The sequence below is a fragment of the Photobacterium damselae genome (assembly GCF_003026815.1).
Lineage (GTDB): Bacteria > Pseudomonadota > Gammaproteobacteria > Enterobacterales > Vibrionaceae > Photobacterium > Photobacterium damselae.
The window spans coordinates 182,184-198,717 of sequence record NZ_PYOG01000003.1 but is presented as its reverse complement, the minus strand read 5'-3'; the positions used below and the strand labels follow the sequence as shown (position 1 = coordinate 198,717).

14 protein-coding genes are annotated in these 16,534 nt (G+C 37.7%); 7 read left to right on the top strand and 7 right to left on the bottom strand.

What is annotated here, in order from left to right:
* Nucleotides 1-218 precede the first annotated feature (218 nt).
* Nucleotides 219-1,559: a sigma-54-dependent transcriptional regulator gene (locus tag CTN07_RS05295; RefSeq protein ID WP_005304372.1), complete on the top strand. Its 1,341-nt coding sequence runs from the start codon at nucleotides 219-221 to the stop codon at nucleotides 1,557-1,559.
* A 3-nt stretch (nucleotides 1,560-1,562) separates the two neighbouring features.
* Here the strand turns inward: CTN07_RS05295 and CTN07_RS05290 are convergent, their stop codons facing one another.
* Nucleotides 1,563-2,453: an endonuclease/exonuclease/phosphatase family protein gene (locus tag CTN07_RS05290; RefSeq protein ID WP_005304375.1), complete on the bottom strand. Its 891-nt coding sequence runs from the start codon at nucleotides 2,451-2,453 to the stop codon at nucleotides 1,563-1,565.
* A complete protein-coding gene (locus CTN07_RS05285; protein ID WP_005304378.1) occupies nucleotides 2,431-3,534 on the bottom strand; it encodes a GGDEF domain-containing protein in 1,104 nt (367 codons plus the stop codon). Before CTN07_RS05285 ends, CTN07_RS05290 begins: the two co-directional genes overlap by 23 nt.
* A 326-nt stretch (nucleotides 3,535-3,860) precedes the next feature.
* On the opposite strand from CTN07_RS05285, the gene nrdD reads away from it, so the two are divergent.
* On the top strand, nucleotides 3,861-5,999 hold the full coding sequence (gene nrdD, locus CTN07_RS05280) for an anaerobic ribonucleoside-triphosphate reductase (protein ID WP_036765459.1): 2,139 nt from the start codon (nucleotides 3,861-3,863) through the stop codon (nucleotides 5,997-5,999).
* A gap of 93 nt (nucleotides 6,000-6,092) precedes the next feature.
* Complete coding sequence (gene nrdG / locus CTN07_RS05275) at nucleotides 6,093-6,569, top strand: anaerobic ribonucleoside-triphosphate reductase-activating protein (RefSeq protein WP_036765462.1); 477 nt, start codon at nucleotides 6,093-6,095, stop codon at nucleotides 6,567-6,569.
* Between the two features lie 92 nt (nucleotides 6,570-6,661).
* On the opposite strand, the gene CTN07_RS05270 is transcribed toward nrdG, so the two are convergent.
* Nucleotides 6,662-9,256, bottom strand: coding sequence for a GEVED domain-containing protein (locus tag CTN07_RS05270; RefSeq protein ID WP_005304383.1), 2,595 nt, complete (start codon nucleotides 9,254-9,256; stop codon nucleotides 6,662-6,664).
* 465 nt (nucleotides 9,257-9,721) lie between these two features.
* On the opposite strand from CTN07_RS05270, the gene CTN07_RS05265 reads away from it, so the two are divergent.
* Both CTN07_RS05265 and CTN07_RS05260 read left to right on the top strand, forming a co-directional pair.
* The gene (locus CTN07_RS05265; protein WP_005304386.1) at nucleotides 9,722-11,743 is read left to right on the top strand and encodes an EAL domain-containing protein; all 2,022 of its coding nucleotides are present in this window, start codon (nucleotides 9,722-9,724) and stop codon (nucleotides 11,741-11,743) included.
* Nucleotides 11,744-11,814: 71 nt separating this feature from the next.
* The gene (locus CTN07_RS05260) at nucleotides 11,815-12,078 is read left to right on the top strand and encodes a DUF2960 domain-containing protein (RefSeq protein WP_005304389.1); all 264 of its coding nucleotides are present in this window, start codon (nucleotides 11,815-11,817) and stop codon (nucleotides 12,076-12,078) included.
* Nucleotides 12,079-12,124: 46 nt separating this feature from the next.
* On the opposite strand, the gene CTN07_RS05255 is transcribed toward CTN07_RS05260, so the two are convergent.
* Both CTN07_RS05255 and rarD read right to left on the bottom strand, forming a co-directional pair.
* Nucleotides 12,125-12,472, bottom strand: a complete 348-nt coding sequence (locus CTN07_RS05255; RefSeq protein ID WP_036765465.1) for a nucleotide pyrophosphohydrolase — start codon at nucleotides 12,470-12,472, stop codon at nucleotides 12,125-12,127.
* Between the two features lie 33 nt (nucleotides 12,473-12,505).
* Nucleotides 12,506-13,414: an EamA family transporter RarD gene (gene rarD / locus CTN07_RS05250; protein WP_005304390.1), complete on the bottom strand. Its 909-nt coding sequence runs from the start codon at nucleotides 13,412-13,414 to the stop codon at nucleotides 12,506-12,508.
* A gap of 296 nt (nucleotides 13,415-13,710) precedes the next feature.
* Between rarD and CTN07_RS05245 the strand changes: the two genes are divergently transcribed.
* Nucleotides 13,711-14,064: a DUF2750 domain-containing protein gene (locus tag CTN07_RS05245; RefSeq protein WP_005304393.1), complete on the top strand. Its 354-nt coding sequence runs from the start codon at nucleotides 13,711-13,713 to the stop codon at nucleotides 14,062-14,064.
* Between the two features lie 66 nt (nucleotides 14,065-14,130).
* Here CTN07_RS05245 and CTN07_RS05240 read toward each other — a convergent pair whose 3' ends face one another.
* On the bottom strand, nucleotides 14,131-14,886 hold the full coding sequence (locus CTN07_RS05240; protein ID WP_005304397.1) for a 1-acylglycerol-3-phosphate O-acyltransferase: 756 nt from the start codon (nucleotides 14,884-14,886) through the stop codon (nucleotides 14,131-14,133).
* A 500-nt stretch (nucleotides 14,887-15,386) separates the two neighbouring features.
* On the opposite strand from CTN07_RS05240, the gene CTN07_RS05235 reads away from it, so the two are divergent.
* A complete protein-coding gene (locus tag CTN07_RS05235) occupies nucleotides 15,387-15,899 on the top strand; it encodes an NlpC/P60 family protein (protein WP_107183683.1) in 513 nt (170 codons plus the stop codon).
* Between the two features lie 118 nt (nucleotides 15,900-16,017).
* On the opposite strand, the gene CTN07_RS05230 is transcribed toward CTN07_RS05235, so the two are convergent.
* Nucleotides 16,018-16,533 carry a protein disulfide oxidoreductase gene (locus tag CTN07_RS05230; RefSeq protein WP_036765468.1) on the bottom strand — a complete coding sequence of 172 codons (516 nt, stop codon included), beginning with the start codon at nucleotides 16,531-16,533 and terminating at the stop codon, nucleotides 16,018-16,020.
* Nucleotide 16,534: the final 1 nt, after the last annotated feature.

Sequence of the window (16,534 nt, the reverse complement as noted above, 5' to 3'; positions counted from 1 at the left end):
TATGACTTGTATGAAAAAAGTCACACTAGTGTGGCTTTTTTATTTTTATTTCTATTCTATTTCTCTTAAATTGGTAAATTATTTTTATTTTGAAAATAGATGTAAATTTTCATATCTTAAAATTAGGAATTAATTATTCTTCTGTCTTCAAAATAAGATGAATCATAAATTTGCGCTATATTTATTATGTAATATGAAACTTTTTATGGAAATTCCTTATGATTGTAAATCACCAAGCTAATGTTAAGAAAGTGAATAAAAAAGTTGTTATTTTAAGCAGTAGTAATGACTCTTGGGTTTTGCTACTAGAAAGGAATAATTATGATGTTGTTCGATGTAAAGATATTAGAGAACTAGATGCTATACTTGAAGACGAAACAAACTGCATTTGTATAGCTGATCTAACTAATTGTGTCTTTAGTCTCGCATGTATTACGACAAAAGCTATGAATAATCAACATGTAAGATGGGTTACAATTTTAAATAAAGAGCAACTTGACGTAGATGTCGTTCGTAGCTTCATCGGTAAATTCTGTTCAGATTATTTTCTATCTCCCATTGTCGATGGTCAATTCATGCCATTCATTAAACATCAAATGGGAATGACCAAAATTACTAACAATAAAAATCCAAAAGATGTGTTAATAAAATTATTACTCTCAGGGGAAAGCAAAAAAGTCAAGCGGCTAAAAGATTTAGTAAGAAGAGTAAGTTCTTCGGATGTGAATATTTTTATTACTGGAGAAAATGGGACCAAAAAACAATCATTAGCACGTTATTTATGGCATTCCAGTGGTAGAAAGTACGGACGTTTTTTTACCATTGATTGTGATTTGTTATTGACGTCATCGACCCAGAGAGACATTTTTTATCACTACTTTTCTAATTCGGCAAAAAATATTGAAAATTTTAAAAATGAAACAGTATATTTAAAGAATCTTCAATCATTGCCTCAAGATTTTCAACTGAAATTATTAGAGTTTTTCAATTTAGACTTAAAATCCAGATTACGTTTAGAGACTCAAAATGATATTAAAATTATCTCTTCTTCTTCGATACAACCGGACACACTACTTAATGAATATCAATTTAATAAAGAGCTGTTTTATAAGTTAAATATATTCCATTTGGATGTTCCAAGTTTACGAGAAAGAAGTGAAGATATACGTAAATTTGCTCAGTATTTTCTTGATATTCATCTTAATAAAATTAATACGATGGCAGTTAAATTTTCAGAAGATATTGATAAATTATTGCTTAGTTATCCGTGGCCAAATAATTTAATTGAATTGGAAAACCAGGTCAAACAAGCCGTTATTTCTTCTGAAGGCCCTGTGATTACATCTGATGCGTTTTTGTTACCATCTACAAAATGCGCAAAAAGAAGCTTAAAAAGCATCAAAGATGAGGCTGAAAAAGACATCTTACTTTCCGCTTTGCATTTGCATCATGGTCAAGTGATGTCTGCTGCAAAAGATTTAGGCATCTCCCGAGCAACTATGTATCGCTTATTAAGCAAACACCAAATTCTTCCAGATGGAGATAGAATCAGAGCTTAATGATTACGGTATTGAAAAATAAAGGGGGCAGTGATCAGATAACTGGTTGCTGCTCATTTCTTTGTTTGTGTATTGATAAGTTTCTAGTTTTGAAATATTGATCTTATCTGAGATAACGTGGTCGATTGGTTGGGTATAAGTGATAAGCCGACTCTTTTTATGGTGGATTTTAATTTGACAGGAAAAAGAGGTTTTATGTTGTTTTAAGGCTGTGGTCGGTATTCCTAATTGTTTGAAAAACCAGTGGTTATGTTGTTTTTCTTTCTTATTGTTTAAACTGGTATATAGAGGATAATTAAAATCACCGAGAAGAATATAAGAGTGATTATTTTCAATCCGAGTTTTTAACCACAATGATAGAAGCTTTAGCTGTTTTTTGAGTTGGCGACATGCTTTTGATCTCTTGCTCTGTTTACATCCTGCTTTTAAATGAATATTGAGTAAATGTATTTGCTGATCTTGCCACCAGATCTTGAGATTCTTGCCATATCGTAAGCCTTTTTTATTCAGATTGATCTTAGTAAAGTCAGGGAGTTCTCGATACCGAATATTTTTTCTAATGGCAAAGCCTGTAAATTGATTGGTGTTAGGGAATGTATATCTTGGATGATCAGCACGGGATGAAAGTAAAATATCGTATTGTTTAAGTGGTAAAACCATAGTCATGGCTTTTAAGCTTCCTACCTCTTGGAAAGCCAAAATATCAGGATCGACCTGTTCGATTATGCTTCTTATCTGCGAAAAATCATCGGTATCTCGCAAAACGGGCGAAGAAGCATGATGATTTAACCATTGCATATTCCAAGACATAATACGCAATTCTTCAGCTGTAGTAACATTAGGACTTAACGCTATATAAGCGAGTATTAGCTTAAGCGGCTTTATATTGCGCACGACCAAGTTCTTTTGCTTGATATAAGTGATTATCCGCTTCTTTTATTAGCTGAGTTGGACCTCTGTGATTCTTCCATGCCGCAATACCTTGGCTTAAAGTAACGACATTACTAATCTCTGAGTCAGGGTGAGGGATGACCATTTTAGCCATATTGGACTGTATCCGCTCCGCAACCAGTATGGCACCATCAATATCAGTATTGGGCAAGATCACGACAAATTCTTCACCACCATAGCGAGAAACAGAATCAGCCCCACGGAGCAAGCTTGCATTGAGCACTTTTGCTACGATTTTTAAACACTCGTCACCTTGTAAATGACCCAGAGCGTCGTTATAGCGTTTGAAATAATCAATATCGATTAAAATAACGGAGAAAGGAATGTTGTAACGCTTTGCTTGTACAGTTTGCTTATCAAGTTCATATTCAAAGAAACGACGATTATATAAATTGGTCAGCTGATCTCTGGAAGCGAGCTGAGTGAGTTCACTAAGTAGGCGTTTATTCTCAACATCGCGTTCTACACTTCTTGTAAACCATCGAGAAAGAATTCTACGACCGGTTTCGATAATTAATATAGTCGCTGTGGTTTCTTGTAGTGCGATTAGGATAGCGTAGTCATCACGAACAAAATAGCTCCAACTACTGATAAGAAAGATCGGTGTAACGGCAAGATAGAGTGTTTGAGTACGGGAATATAAGGCTAATAGTGCTGCCATCATGAGTAGATTGGCAAAGATACTTGCACTTAAGAAAGACTGATAAATGATTGCAATATGATAAATGGCAATAGACCAGCTAAGACCAAACAAGATTGCGTATGTATCACACTCATAACGCCAGTATCGATGAGGTGTTGTAGAAAAACTAAAGAGTCCTGCCACATAAATGACTAGCTGAAAGCTATATTGGTAACTAGAGGGCTCCCAATCAAATAGCTCTTTATCAATAGACATGGTTTTTAGTGTAAACAGCATCATTGCCATAACTATGAGAGAAATGGCCGAGCACCAGCGTATTCCCTGTTGGAGATTTTTATAAACAGCGCGTTCTAAACTATTGCGTAGTGGCAATGTTGTCATATTAACAATCTTCTATCTTTTTATTATCATTTAAATCCTACATGATCTCTTAAAAATCAAGCAAATTTTTTTACTTTTTTGGGGAGAAACTCAAATAATTCCATTGACATCTGGAATGCAAAATATTCTTACATTTAAAAATCTGCAGTGCTTCAAAATCATCGCTCACAAGACAAACTGCCAATAATTAAAATTGATCTTGATCAATGTTTCTTTCTGCGAAATGTCGCCTAATACCCTACATATTGTAGTCACCCATATATATAGAACTATATTTTGTGTTTTATGGGGGCTACGTTTTTTTTGTGGATGAGTAGGAGCCTTGTGTGAAACCTGTAGTAATAAAGCGTGATGGTTGCCGTGTATCTTTTGATGTTTTACGCATAAAAGAGGCTGTATTAGGTGCCTCGCGTTCAATCAGCGATTCAGAAAACATCAGTATGGATGAGGCTTACGCAACAACAGTAGCAGAGGCTGTTTTAGCACAATTTGTTAACGCTGAAGAAGTTGAGATTCATGCAATTCAAAATGCAGTTGAGACTCAATTAATGACAGGTCCACATAAAGCAGTTGCTCGCGCTTATATTGAATATCGTCATGATCGTGATATCTCGCGTGAGAAAAAAAGCCGTCTAAATAATGAAATTCGCGGTTTGATTGAGCAAAGCAACGCATCTTTGCTGAATGAAAACGCAAACAAAGACAGCAAAGTAATCCCTACTCAGCGTGATTTACTTGCAGGTATCGTTGCTAAACACTATGCGACACAACATTTATTGCCGCGCGATATCGTTAAATCTCATGAGTTAGGCGAAATTCACTACCATGACCTCGATTACTCGCCGTTTTTCCCAATGTTTAACTGTATGCTAATTGACCTAAATGGCATGCTAACTCACGGTTTTAAAATGGGTAACGCAGAGATTGATACTCCTAAATCAATTTCTACGGCAACAGCAGTAACGGCTCAAATTATCGCTCAAGTCGCAAGTCATATTTACGGTGGTACAACGATTAACCGTATCGATGAAGTTTTGGCTCCTTATGTTCAAGTGAGTTATGACAAGCATCTAGCTGTTGCGAATGAGTGGGGTATCGCTGATCCTGAAGCGTTTGCCAAAGCTCGTACAGAAAAAGAGTGTTATGATGCGTTCCAATCTCTTGAGTATGAAGTAAACACACTACATACAGCCAATGGTCAAACGCCATTTGTAACCTTTGGCTTTGGTCTTGGTACAACTTGGGCTTCTCGTCTGATCCAGCAGTCTATTTTACGTAATCGTATTGCTGGTCTGGGTAAAAATCACAAAACAGCGGTATTCCCTAAACTTGTTTTTGCTATCAAAGATGGCCTAAACCATAAGCAAGGCGATCCTAATTACGATATTAAGAAGCTGGCATTAGAGTGTGCATCTAAACGTATGTACCCAGATATTCTTAACTATGACAAATTAGTTGAAGTGACAGGGTCATTTAAAACTCCTATGGGTTGTCGTAGTTTCCTTGGTCCTTATGAAAATGAACAAGGCGAGCTAGAACACGAAGGTCGTAATAACCTGGGTGTTGTTAGTTTGAACCTTCCTCGTATTGCGCTTGAAGCTAAAGGCGATGAAGCTCGCTTCTTTACTTTATTGGATGAGCGTCTACAGTTGGCTCGTCGCGCTCTAGATACTCGTATTGAACGTTTAGAGGGTGTTAAAGCTCGTGTTGCTCCTATTCTATATATGGAAGGTGCATGTGGTGTACGTCTGAATGAAGATGATAATGTTTCTGAAATCTTCAAAAATGGTCGTGCATCTATCTCTCTTGGCTACATCGGTATTCATGAGACAGTTAACGCTTTATATGGTAATGAAACTCACGTATACGATAATGAAGAACTACGCCAAAAAGCAGTAGCTATTGTTCAGCGCTTACGTGATGCTACTGATGCGTGGAAAGAGGAAACGGGTTACGGCTTTAGTCTGTATAGCACACCAAGTGAAAACTTATGTAGTCGTTTCTGTGCGTTAGATACGAAAGAGTTTGGTGTGGTTGATGGTGTAACAGATAAAGGTTACTACACAAACAGCTTCCACTTAGATGTTGAAAAGCAAGTAAACCCATACGATAAGATTGATTTTGAGATGCCTTATCCAGAAATCGCGAACGGTGGTTTTATTTGTTACGGTGAATATCCAAACATTCAACACAATATTGAAGCATTAGAGAATGTGTGGGATTACAGCTATTCTCGCGTTCCATATTACGGAACGAATACACCAATTGATGAGTGTTATGAGTGTGGCTTTACAGGTGAGTTCTCGTGTACCAGTAAAGGCTTTACTTGTCCTAAATGTGGTAACCATGAGCCATCAAAAGTATCTGTAACTCGTCGTGTATGTGGTTACTTGGGTAGCCCTGATGCACGTCCGTTTAACTTCGGTAAGCAAGAAGAAGTTAAGCGTCGCGTTAAGCACATGTAATTCAAGATTTTAAGCCTTGATCTTAAAATAAGAAGCGCTCTCGGGCGCTTCTATTGTTTTTAAAAACAGTTTATAAACCAAAGAAGAACCGTCATGAACTACCATAATTACTATCCAGTTGATGTTGTTAACGGCCCAGGTACACGCGCAACTTTGTTTGTGTCGGGCTGTGAGCATCAGTGTCGAGGGTGTTATAACCAGAGTACATGGCGATTAGATTCTGGTCATCCATTCGATCAAGCGATGGAAGATCGTGTGATTGCTGATCTTAATGACACGCGTATTAAACGTCGAGGTTTGTCACTTTCTGGAGGCGACCCATTACATCCAGCGAACGTAGAGTCCGTATTACAATTGGTGAAACGGGTACGGGCTGAATGTGTTGGTAAAGACATTTGGATGTGGACAGGTTATACGTTAGCGAATCTGACTCAAGCCCAACAAGAAGTTGTGGCGCTGATCGATGTATTAGTCGATGGTAAATTTGAACAAGATAAGCATGACCCTTCTCTCGTATGGAAAGGCAGTGAAAATCAAGTGATTCATTATTTTAAAGAGATCGAAGACTAGATCGCTATTGAATATTTTGTACCTGCTATTTCAACAAAGTTATACACAGAAACAGTGGATAACTTTGTTTTCTTGTTTTTATTTCAACCAGTTTAGTCAATAACCACTCTATAACTCACCGTTCCACTGGCACCCGATGCTAGTGCTCCAGTAAAGCTCCAATAAATACTTCCTAGGTAGCCCGTATTATTTGTTCCATCTGGAGTTGAAACATTACACGACAGACTTGTTGGCACATTTCCACCACAACTAATGGCAGTTTGAGCTCTTGTATGTTTGGGTATCGAGTCAAATATTTGTGGATCGCTGATATCGGCATTACCCACATTGGTAAAGATAATACGATATTCCAAAATATCACCAGGTTTTGCTGTATTGGCTGTTGCAATCGTCCCATTTTGCGTTAAATTTTGCACTGTTTTATTAAGTTCTAATTGTCCTGAACCACCATATATGGCTTTGATTGTGTCTGTATTATAAAGGCGACGCGAAATATTATGGTTGGTAGTGGCTGGATCATCAAAGTTTACATCTGCTTGAATTTTATAGCTAAATTTGCTTTGATTGAAAATGTTAGCAGGAGAGAATATTTTACTGATTAAGCAGATTTGTGAAGACTCAGTCACCGTGAGTGGGGCTGTAATTCTCACTTCATTACTGTTAATAAGCTGATCACAATTGAGATCTTGATATAAAATTGCACTCCACTGAGGTTGCGCTGGGATTGTTTCGGTATCCACTAAACTGAATGTTACGTTACCATCGGTGTACGATCTAAATTGGTGGTTTAAGGTGATGGTTTGGTTGGGGATAATCTCAACATAATGGTTAGGTTCCATAATGGGCTCTCGGACTTTGCCAAAGTTTAACCCATCGATATCATCGCCCGCTTGTGCATTTATATTGATTTCAGAATCGGTGACACTGGTACTCGATGCTTGGGGAATTGCTGATAAGTCACTCTCACTAATATCAATTAACGTTGCAACAGGGCGTACTCTGATGATTAAATTTTTCCCTGAAAATTCAACGGGTAAAATAAAGGTATAGCGACCATTGCCCGATGTTTTTCTGCTGGTAATGACATCTCCTAGGTTGTATCCAGTAACACCTGTATCATTTAGTACAACTTCCACCGTTGCATTACCAATACCTTGTTCGTTACCATCAATAATGCCGTTGTGCGCAATACCTGAACCGTTACCGCTGTTATCTTCAAAAACGGTTCCTCGTAAGGTTATTTGATTAATTAATTCAAATTGATGGTCTTCAATTTCACCATCGGCTGCGTTTGTCAGTTGATCGCTGGCAGATAAGCTCGATGTAGTAATTCTTAAGCGAATATAGCTCATACCAGATACCGTCGAAATATCTAAGTTACTCCAACTGAGAATGGCATTACCGTTTAATGTGGCTGATGTATCATTACAGCTGGCAGAAGCAAATTCATCATTGTCAAAGCTGTTATTTCTATCTGTATCAATCCAGCCATATACGGTTGCGCCTAAATCAGAACCATCGAAATCATTACAAGGAATGGCTAAGCTGTATAACGTAGCATTAGCACTGCTGTTTAATACAATAAAACCAGGGACTAATGCTTCTTCATCGTTAGGCGTCGTTCCTTCGCTATCATCATCGGTGGCATTAAGAGAGTTGTCGATACCGTTGGTAAACCGATCGTCTTCAAAATCGGGCTCAACGCTACCAAGATAAATAGCACTATTCCCAAAGCCATGACTTGCTGTTGTTAAACCGCCATAACTGATAGGAGCATCGCCATAATCTACTTTGGTTGAGCGAAAAGTATAAGTGCAGTTGTAGCTGTTGCCATTTGTAACGCTAAGTGGATCTGCGCAAGAGAAAGACACCAATTCATAGTCGGCAGGCCCGGTCCAAGTAAAAGTATAATTACTGGGGGTCATCGCCTTAGTATCACCATGGCTAAATACCGCGGGGATCGAGTTTGAATCGGTTGCAATGAGCGTAAAATCGGTAGGAAGAGCTGAACCTGAAATAACACTGGCGTTTAGCGTAATGCTGGCTTGTACAAATGAGTAAGCTCTAAAGCGAACTTTATCAAGAGCGGCTCCTGAGCGACCATTAAAACCTCCTAACGCTTGGCCTGCTGGAGCGACAACTCGATTATAATAGGTTCCACCATAACCAAAGTTAGGGCCAATTCTTCCTGTTGATGGTCCTCCTGGAGCGGCTCCTATTTCTAATTTATTAGTCGTTGTATTAAACGCCACAGGAGCACAATAGAGTCGGAACCATCCCATGACCGGCCAAGTTGTCGTTTGTGCATCTACGCCAACCACCGCCTGATTTGCAGGGCAGGAGCCTGAATAAAGTGTACCAGAGACTGGACCTCCCCATGGTGTTTCACCGGCTCTTGTTAATGTTGCAGTGCCTCCAGATACCGTTGCTTGAGAACATTGCCCGCGTAATGCTCTACCATCTAAGTTACCTCCTGTGTTTGAATTATAAAAATCAAATCCGGTCATTAATAACCCTGATGGACACAAGCGTTCACCAAACTCGCCACCACCATTTCCCCCAATATCTAACAGCGTGCTTTGAAATACCAATCCAACGCCTTCGGCAGAATGGGAAGGGAAGGGGACGCTAAGAGGAAGAAAAACAAGTCCCGTATACAGAATATAAGGTAGTGAACGGTAAGACATAACAACACCTTGAGACGATCTAAACGCTAAGTTTATATGAATGATTTAAGTTTAATGATTACTAACCTATTGAATGTCTTAAATTTAAGATTGAATTTGTAAGCTAATTTACTACAGGAATTTTTTGCGCTTAATAGCGATAATTTGTGTGAGATAAAAGAGAAATAAGTGTAGATACTGAGTCTGAGTTCACGTTGTGATGTTGAAAAAAATAGGCAACAACAACTCAAAATGGGTGAATAATCTGATATGGGTCGTGAAAATAACAAATAAATTGGTACAGAAATAAAGGTATGCGTTTTAATCGGTTTAGCATCAATTTAAGTGCAACCGATATCATTCATTTGTTATGAAATCCATTTGTCATAACCATTAAGTTTATTTGTGAAAAAACGATAAAAAATTTTGTATAGTTAGGGTTTTATAGAGGTTTATTTAGCTAATGGGCGTTAAGGCAATGCGATTATGACACTTTCTCAATTACTGTCTAATCTATCATCAAATAAGTATCTTGTTGCAGTATCGAATGTGTTTTTGATGGCGTTGCCGATCTCTTTGATCTCAACATTCTGTGATTTGACTGCAATTTTCTCGCAAAAAATGGGATGGGACACACTTTCAATAACCACTGGCTATGTTGGCCAAATGATTGCACAAATGTTCCCTATTTTGATTAATATCTATTTGTCGTCATATCTAGCATCAATCAAACGAATTCCAAAGTCCGTTGCGATTGCCACTTCACTCGTGGTGTTTTTCTTAGTATCCCAGCAATGGAACCTTATTTCGGTTGCTGTGCCGCTACCCAATAGTTTTGCTTTAGCTTTATTGTCGGCCTACTTAAGTTGTCATTTGATATTTAAAGCGCAAAATTTACCTATTTTTAGAGTAGATCCTTTTACCAGTGCGATTGATAACTCTGGTCATATTATCTCTATTTGCGCAGTATCCATTATTGTTATGGTTGGTGTGAGTACTGGTATTCATTGTCTCATTGAAAGTATAGATTTTCATTTTTCAATATTGCCAGAGCTAAATCCTTTATCATTTACTGACGGATTACTGTACGAGTTTTTACGTGGGGTGTTCTGGTCGTTTGGTATTAATGGTCATAATGTTCTGCATATGTATAAAACTGAGCTGTACAGTTTAACAACTGCAAATATTGCTGACTGGCAGAATTTTGGTGTCGATCTGAACATAGTTAGTACTAACTTCTATGATTTTTTTACTGGTATTGGTGGTAGTGGTAATACATTGAGCCTAGTTCTTTGTATTTTGTTATTTGCTCGTAGCCGTAATTACCGAACGCTAGCCAAAACAGTGCTTATTCTCAGCTTATTTAACATTAATGAACCGATACTTTTTGGTATTCCCGTGATCTTTAATCCGATTATGATCATTCCATTTTTATTGGTACCAATGGTTAGTTTTGTGGTGGCTTATGGGGCGATTGCAATAGGGTTGGTTCCACCATTAAGCACCGTACAGAGTTGGATTATGCCGCCTTTAGTGAGTGGTTATCTTGGCACAGGGGCAATATCTGGTGCTTTGTTACAGCTCATCATTATTATTATTGGAATTGGTTTATATTATCCATTTTTTAAGTTTATGGATAAACGCAGTTTAGGTGTTGATGTCACCTCTATTTTTAATAATCGATTCTTTACGTCTGATGAAATAGAGGCAAAAAGTAAGTTAACCAGTTTTATTCCATCACTACATAAAAACCTTCAAGCACAACGCGAAGTTGAGAAGCTTCAGCAAGAAGGAGAGTTTATTTTGTATTTTCAACCACAAGTGGATATACACAGTAAAAAAGTAGTAGCTATGGAAACGCTGCTTAGATATCGCGACAGTGATGGCAATATTCGACCACCTACATTTTTGTCGTCATTTACTCAGCTTGGTTTAATGCCTGAACTTGATTTTTGGGTTATTGAGCGTTCGGTTCAGATGATGACGCCACTTGCTGAGAAAAATCCAGATTTTAAGCTGTCGATTAATGTATCGCCAACAACCGTATTAACCAAAGATTTTGTCTTTAATTTTGCGAAAATTGTTAATAAAAGTTCGCTAGATTTCCATCAACTAGAGGTCGAAATCACTGAAGAACTATTAGTTCAAGATGAAAATAAAACATCGGAGATTATTAAAGAATTACAATTACTTGGCGTATCTGTTGCCCTTGATGATTTTGGTACTGGCTATTCATCGTTAGCGTATTTATCTCGTTTTGAATTTAACAAAATTAAAATTGATCGATCATTAGTGTTAAATCTTAACTCTATAAAAGGACAAGAGCTTTTTAGTGTTGTTGTGCAGCTGGGTAAAGTTGCGAATGCAAAAATTATTGTAGAAGGGGTTGAGACTGACGATGAGCTTCACTTTATCTCTTTATTGGGTGTTCGCTATGTTCAGGGTTTTTACTATTACAAGCCAATGCCCCTTGAAGAGATTGTCGCGCAGAAGTTAATCGAAGCTTAAAAGTGGTTTGTGACTTTATTTTTCTTTAGTAATAGGGTAGATTCGCCTCCTTTAATTTTAGCGGAGGCTTTATGGCTCGTACGGTTGTTTATACATATAAGAATGAAGAAAAGCAGATCTCATTTACTTACGATCAGTTCCGCAATATTCACGAGGCAGTTGCAGCAGCAGAAGGTATCGATTTAACCAGTTACCTTAAGATGGAGCTGCAAGTTGAGATGGTTTCCTCAAGTGCGAAAGCAGTTCGTGATTTTCGTGATAGCCATTTCCGTAAGTTAGGATTTGGCAAGATAGCCTTTTTACCAAAGGAAAATCGCGGCGTAGGCCATAAATGATAAAAAAATAGAGCCAATTAAAGGCTCTATTTTTTTATTTCTATTGTTATAGTTCATTATACTTTTTAGCTGAACCATAACATTTATCACTCGGATATTTTTGTGCGTTTTTTTCTAGTTTAGCTTGGCAAGCAGCAATAAGATCGATTCCACTTCTGTCGGCAAGACGAATCAAATAGAGCATGATATCCGCCATCTCTTCGCTGGCATGTTGCTTTTTATCTGCTGATAAGTTTTCACTTTGCTCAGCTGTGAGCCATTGGTAAATTTCCGTTAACTCACCAACCTCACCGCTTAGAGCCATCACTAGGTTTTTCGGCGAATGAAATTGTTCCCAGTTACGTTCGTTAGCAAAGTCACGCAATTGTTGTTGGATTTTTTGAAGCTCAGACATACATTTTATCCAGTTAAACGCTATCGAGAGAGTTTACAACATTTGCATTGGTGGACGTTTTTTCTTTTTGTAGTATCGAGCCATTGCTTCAACACCACACAAAATTAATCCAAGCCAAATAAAGCCAAAACTGACCGCTTTGGTGTGATCAAAAATTTCACCAAATAAGAATACTGCAAGTAAAAGTTGTAACGTTGGCTCAATATATTGCATTAATCCAACCATAGTTAAACTGGTTCGATTGATCGCTAATGCAAAAAAGATTAATGGGGCAAGCGTAACAGGCGCAGAACCCACATAAAGCCAGAATGTAGACATTCCCGAGGTTAACGCTACGCTGCTGCCACTCATATAGTCATAAATCATGTAGATAACTGCAAATGGAGTAAGAACAACAGCTTCTAATGTCACCGATGTGAGGGCATCGTATTTAATGTATTTCTTTGTTAAGCCATAGATAGCAAAGAAAGAACCCATGACAAGTGCCAGCCAAGGTAAAGTACCGTATGACCAGACTTGAAAACTGATCCCGGCGGCTGCCAATACTACTGCGGCTAATTGTGCTGGGCTCAACTTTTCTTTTAAAAAAATCACGCCAAGAGAGATAGCAAATAGTGGGTTGATAAAATAACCCAAGCTGGCAGCTAAAACTTGTCCATGGGTCATCGCCCAAGTAAAAGCGTACCATGAAACACACATCACTATGCCTGCAATACAACACATTATGAGTGATTTTTTATCTGCCAATAGCTCAGATAAACTAGGAAGTTTTTTACCTAGTAGTAACATGGCAATAAGCATAAATGGCACAGAGAAGATAATTCTTAGTGCAAGAAGCTCATTGATATCAGCTTGTGGCAAGTATTGATAATACAGAGGAAGAATCCCCCATAAAATAAATGAAAAAGCCGCAAGCGCATTACCAGCTCGACTTGACTGCATTTGGATACCTAAAACAGAACAGAAAGTATTGGCTTTGGGAAAACCAGTGTTGATGAAGTGCGTATTCTACCCTTAATTAATTACTTCCCCAAGTGTATTTGTTGTTATCTATCAATAAGAGAAATATTTGCTAGAGATTCGATTTTTCATACCCGAATAGCTTCAATATACCGATCTAAATAGAATGTTCTGGCTCTGCTATTTGAAAAAGTAAGGGTGAAGAATATTGGGGATTATTGGGTTTGTCTGGTAGAATATTCGACAAGCACGAATGTGATTACTAAAGGTTTAAAACCATGTCTAAATTAACATCAGATATCCAAGCAAACAAAGAGCTATTTGTTACTGAGTCACAAGAAACGCGTCTAGTATGGACTTTGCGCAATGAAGAAGGTGAGTGGCTATCTGTTGAATCTTCTGAGTTTGAAGATTCAGAAGTGATGCCTTTCTGGTCAAACGAAGCGGATGCTAAAGCACAGTGTTCTGATGAGTGGGCAGAGTTTTTCCCAAGTGAATTACCACTAGATATCTTCCTTGAAGACTGGATGATTACACTAGCAGAAGATGGTGTTCTTGTTGGTCTAAACTGGAATGCTCAGCTAGAAGGCGTTGAAGCCGAGCCTGCTGATGTTGCTAAGCTTTACCTATAATTTATTATTTTAGATATTGATTTGAATCCAGAGCCTGTGGGGCTCTGGATTTTTTTATATTAAGAATCAATTTAAAGAGTTAACGCTTTCTCTTGCTATGGTTTCTTGTTTCAACTCATCATCTAACTGTGCGATTTTTTGCTCCATTAATCCATGACAATAGTCGGCTAACTCTCGCGCTGACATCGTTTGGTATAGAGTCATATCAATCGGTTCCATCATTTCAGAAATCACACGACCATTATCTTTTCTATTGAGATCAAATTGATTGTGGGTTGTACTGACACACATAGGAATAATCGGAACATTGGCTTCCATCGCCATCCTAAATGCTCCAGACTTAAATGGTAATAATCCCCGTCCTTTACTACGAGTCCCTTCTGGGTAGACCCAAACCGAAAGATTTCGCTGGTGAATTGCTTCAACAACTTGTTTTATCGTATTACGTGCTTTGGTTTTATTTTCACGATCGATCAGAATATTACCCGTTATCCAGTACAGTTGGCCAAAAAAGGGAATCCATAATAAGCTTTTTTTGCCAATGGAGACTGTTCTTGGGCGAAGCATTCCAGGAGAGGTGACAAAGTCATACACACTTTGGTGATTCGAAATATAAACAGCATTTGTTATATTTTGTACGTTATCAAGCCCCCTTTGTTCCACTTCTACCCCAATAATCTTTTGTATTTGGTTAAACCAGCGACAAAAAGTATAGACATGCTTTGGATCTCGAGGGTGATTAATAAGGCAATAGATAAAGCCGACGATAGCCATGACGATTATATAGATTGTGACAATCACAAGACGGATAAAACCAAGCACATAAACTCCTTTTATGAACAATATCCATATATTTATTATTAACATAACCGATTAAAAAATAATATTTAATTGATCACAAAGGTTAGTGATGTGAATCTATATTGTTGAGATTTTGGGTCAAGTTCGACCTTTGTTGTTAAAAGCAGTTATTTGAGTGAGAAGTGACTCTAAATAAATTTATTCTAAAGTGACATTAATTGGGTCATGTGTAATTGTGCTCTAGATGTTATTTTTATGTGGATTTAATGTGAATTAAATTTTGTTGTGTGGATCTTTGGGCTTGTATCAACAAGCCTTTTTTTTAATTTCTATTTTGAATGGTGTTCTTTATTAAGCTCTTTATGGTTTTTGTTAAAATCTCGCTATTTTGCGGAGCGTCACCAAGATTTCTTGCTATCATTAGTCCATAATACGTTGTCACAAAGAATGAAAAAGAAAAAACAGGGTTAGTTGTGATTAAGACTAATAGGAATAAAACATTTCTTTTTGTGGGCTTGTTAGTGTCGTTAGTAACAGGATGTTCTTCAACCGAAGGCGTTCAATCAGAGTCGAATAAACAAGCTTCTGCAAATTATACAGAAAATCAACCTGATCAAATTGGTAATTTGATTGCTAGTTTAAATCAAGGAAATAAAACCAAGCCTCAAGCATCGGGTGGCTTTAGTAGTGTATATCGTAGTTGGAAAGGTACGCCTTATCGCTATGGTGGTACTACTCGACGGGGTATTGATTGCTCTGCTTTTGTTCAAGTTGGATACTCAAATGTTTACGATTTGGCGTTACCAAGAACAACAGCAGAACAGGTTAAAAAAGGTAAGAAAATATCGAGAGCCAATGCTAGAGAAGGAGACTTGGTCTTTTTCCGAACAGGAAGAAACTCTCGACATGTTGGTATTTATTTAGGTAATTCTGAGTTTTTACATGCGTCACGTTCTAAAGGCGTTATTATCTCTAGTTTAGATAATCCGTATTGGCGCAGAACATTTTGGCAAATTCGCCGTATGCCTAAATAATATATATACCCAAGTAACCTCGTATCTTGAAGTCACTTGGGTATACTTCAAAGCATAAAAAAAGCCGCTAGTAGAGATTCTATCTAGCGGCTTTGTTGTTTATAAGCTAAGAACTCTTCTAAGCAAGATGATAACGAAGCCAAATCCCTACCGGGGAGGTAACACCAGTCGTTATTGAGACTATCTTACCTTGCTTAACCACCATAATAGTTGGTGTCGCACTGATTCCCCATTGCTTTGATATCGAACCGTTTAAGTCATTGATAACTTTAAAGTCATAATCATGATATTTCATGTATGCTTTGAGTATTTCATTATCTTTTGAGCGAATGGCAATAGATATCGTTGGATAGTCTTGAGCTAGCCAATTCACACTGGGTGACGTTATTTTGCAAGCAGAACACCAAGTTGCCCAAAAATAAACAATAATAGGCTTATCTGCACTTAACTTGGCTAAATTAATTTGCTCACCATTGATGTCTATTACATTGAGTATAGGCTCTTGGCCCTTTGGTATTTGTTGTGATCGCCAAAGATCTAAGCCAATACTGATGATCGTCAGTAAGACAATCATCAATATCAGTTCTTTACCCCAGTGCCACAAACGATTCTTGTTTGTTGACGGTTTGGGCAAA

Excerpts from the sequence above, each read along its gene's own strand:
- CTN07_RS05260 (WP_005304389.1), top strand. The coding sequence starts at position 11,815 with ATGGCTCGTACGGTTGTTTATACATATAAGAATGAAGAAAAGCAGATC.
- CTN07_RS05255 (WP_036765465.1), bottom strand. The coding sequence starts at position 12,472 with ATGTCTGAGCTTCAAAAAATCCAACAACAATTGCGTGACTTTGCTAAC.
- CTN07_RS05245 (WP_005304393.1), top strand. The coding sequence starts at position 13,711 with ATGTCTAAATTAACATCAGATATCCAAGCAAACAAAGAGCTATTTGTT.
- nrdG (WP_036765462.1), top strand. The coding sequence starts at position 6,093 with ATGAACTACCATAATTACTATCCAGTTGATGTTGTTAACGGCCCAGGT.
- CTN07_RS05295 (WP_005304372.1), top strand. The coding sequence starts at position 219 with ATGATTGTAAATCACCAAGCTAATGTTAAGAAAGTGAATAAAAAAGTT.
- CTN07_RS05265 (WP_005304386.1), top strand. The coding sequence starts at position 9,722 with ATGACACTTTCTCAATTACTGTCTAATCTATCATCAAATAAGTATCTT.
- rarD (WP_005304390.1), bottom strand. The coding sequence starts at position 13,414 with ATGCAGTCAAGTCGAGCTGGTAATGCGCTTGCGGCTTTTTCATTTATT.
- CTN07_RS05270 (WP_005304383.1), bottom strand. The coding sequence starts at position 9,256 with ATGTCTTACCGTTCACTACCTTATATTCTGTATACGGGACTTGTTTTT.
- CTN07_RS05285 (WP_005304378.1), bottom strand. The coding sequence starts at position 3,534 with ATGACAACATTGCCACTACGCAATAGTTTAGAACGCGCTGTTTATAAA.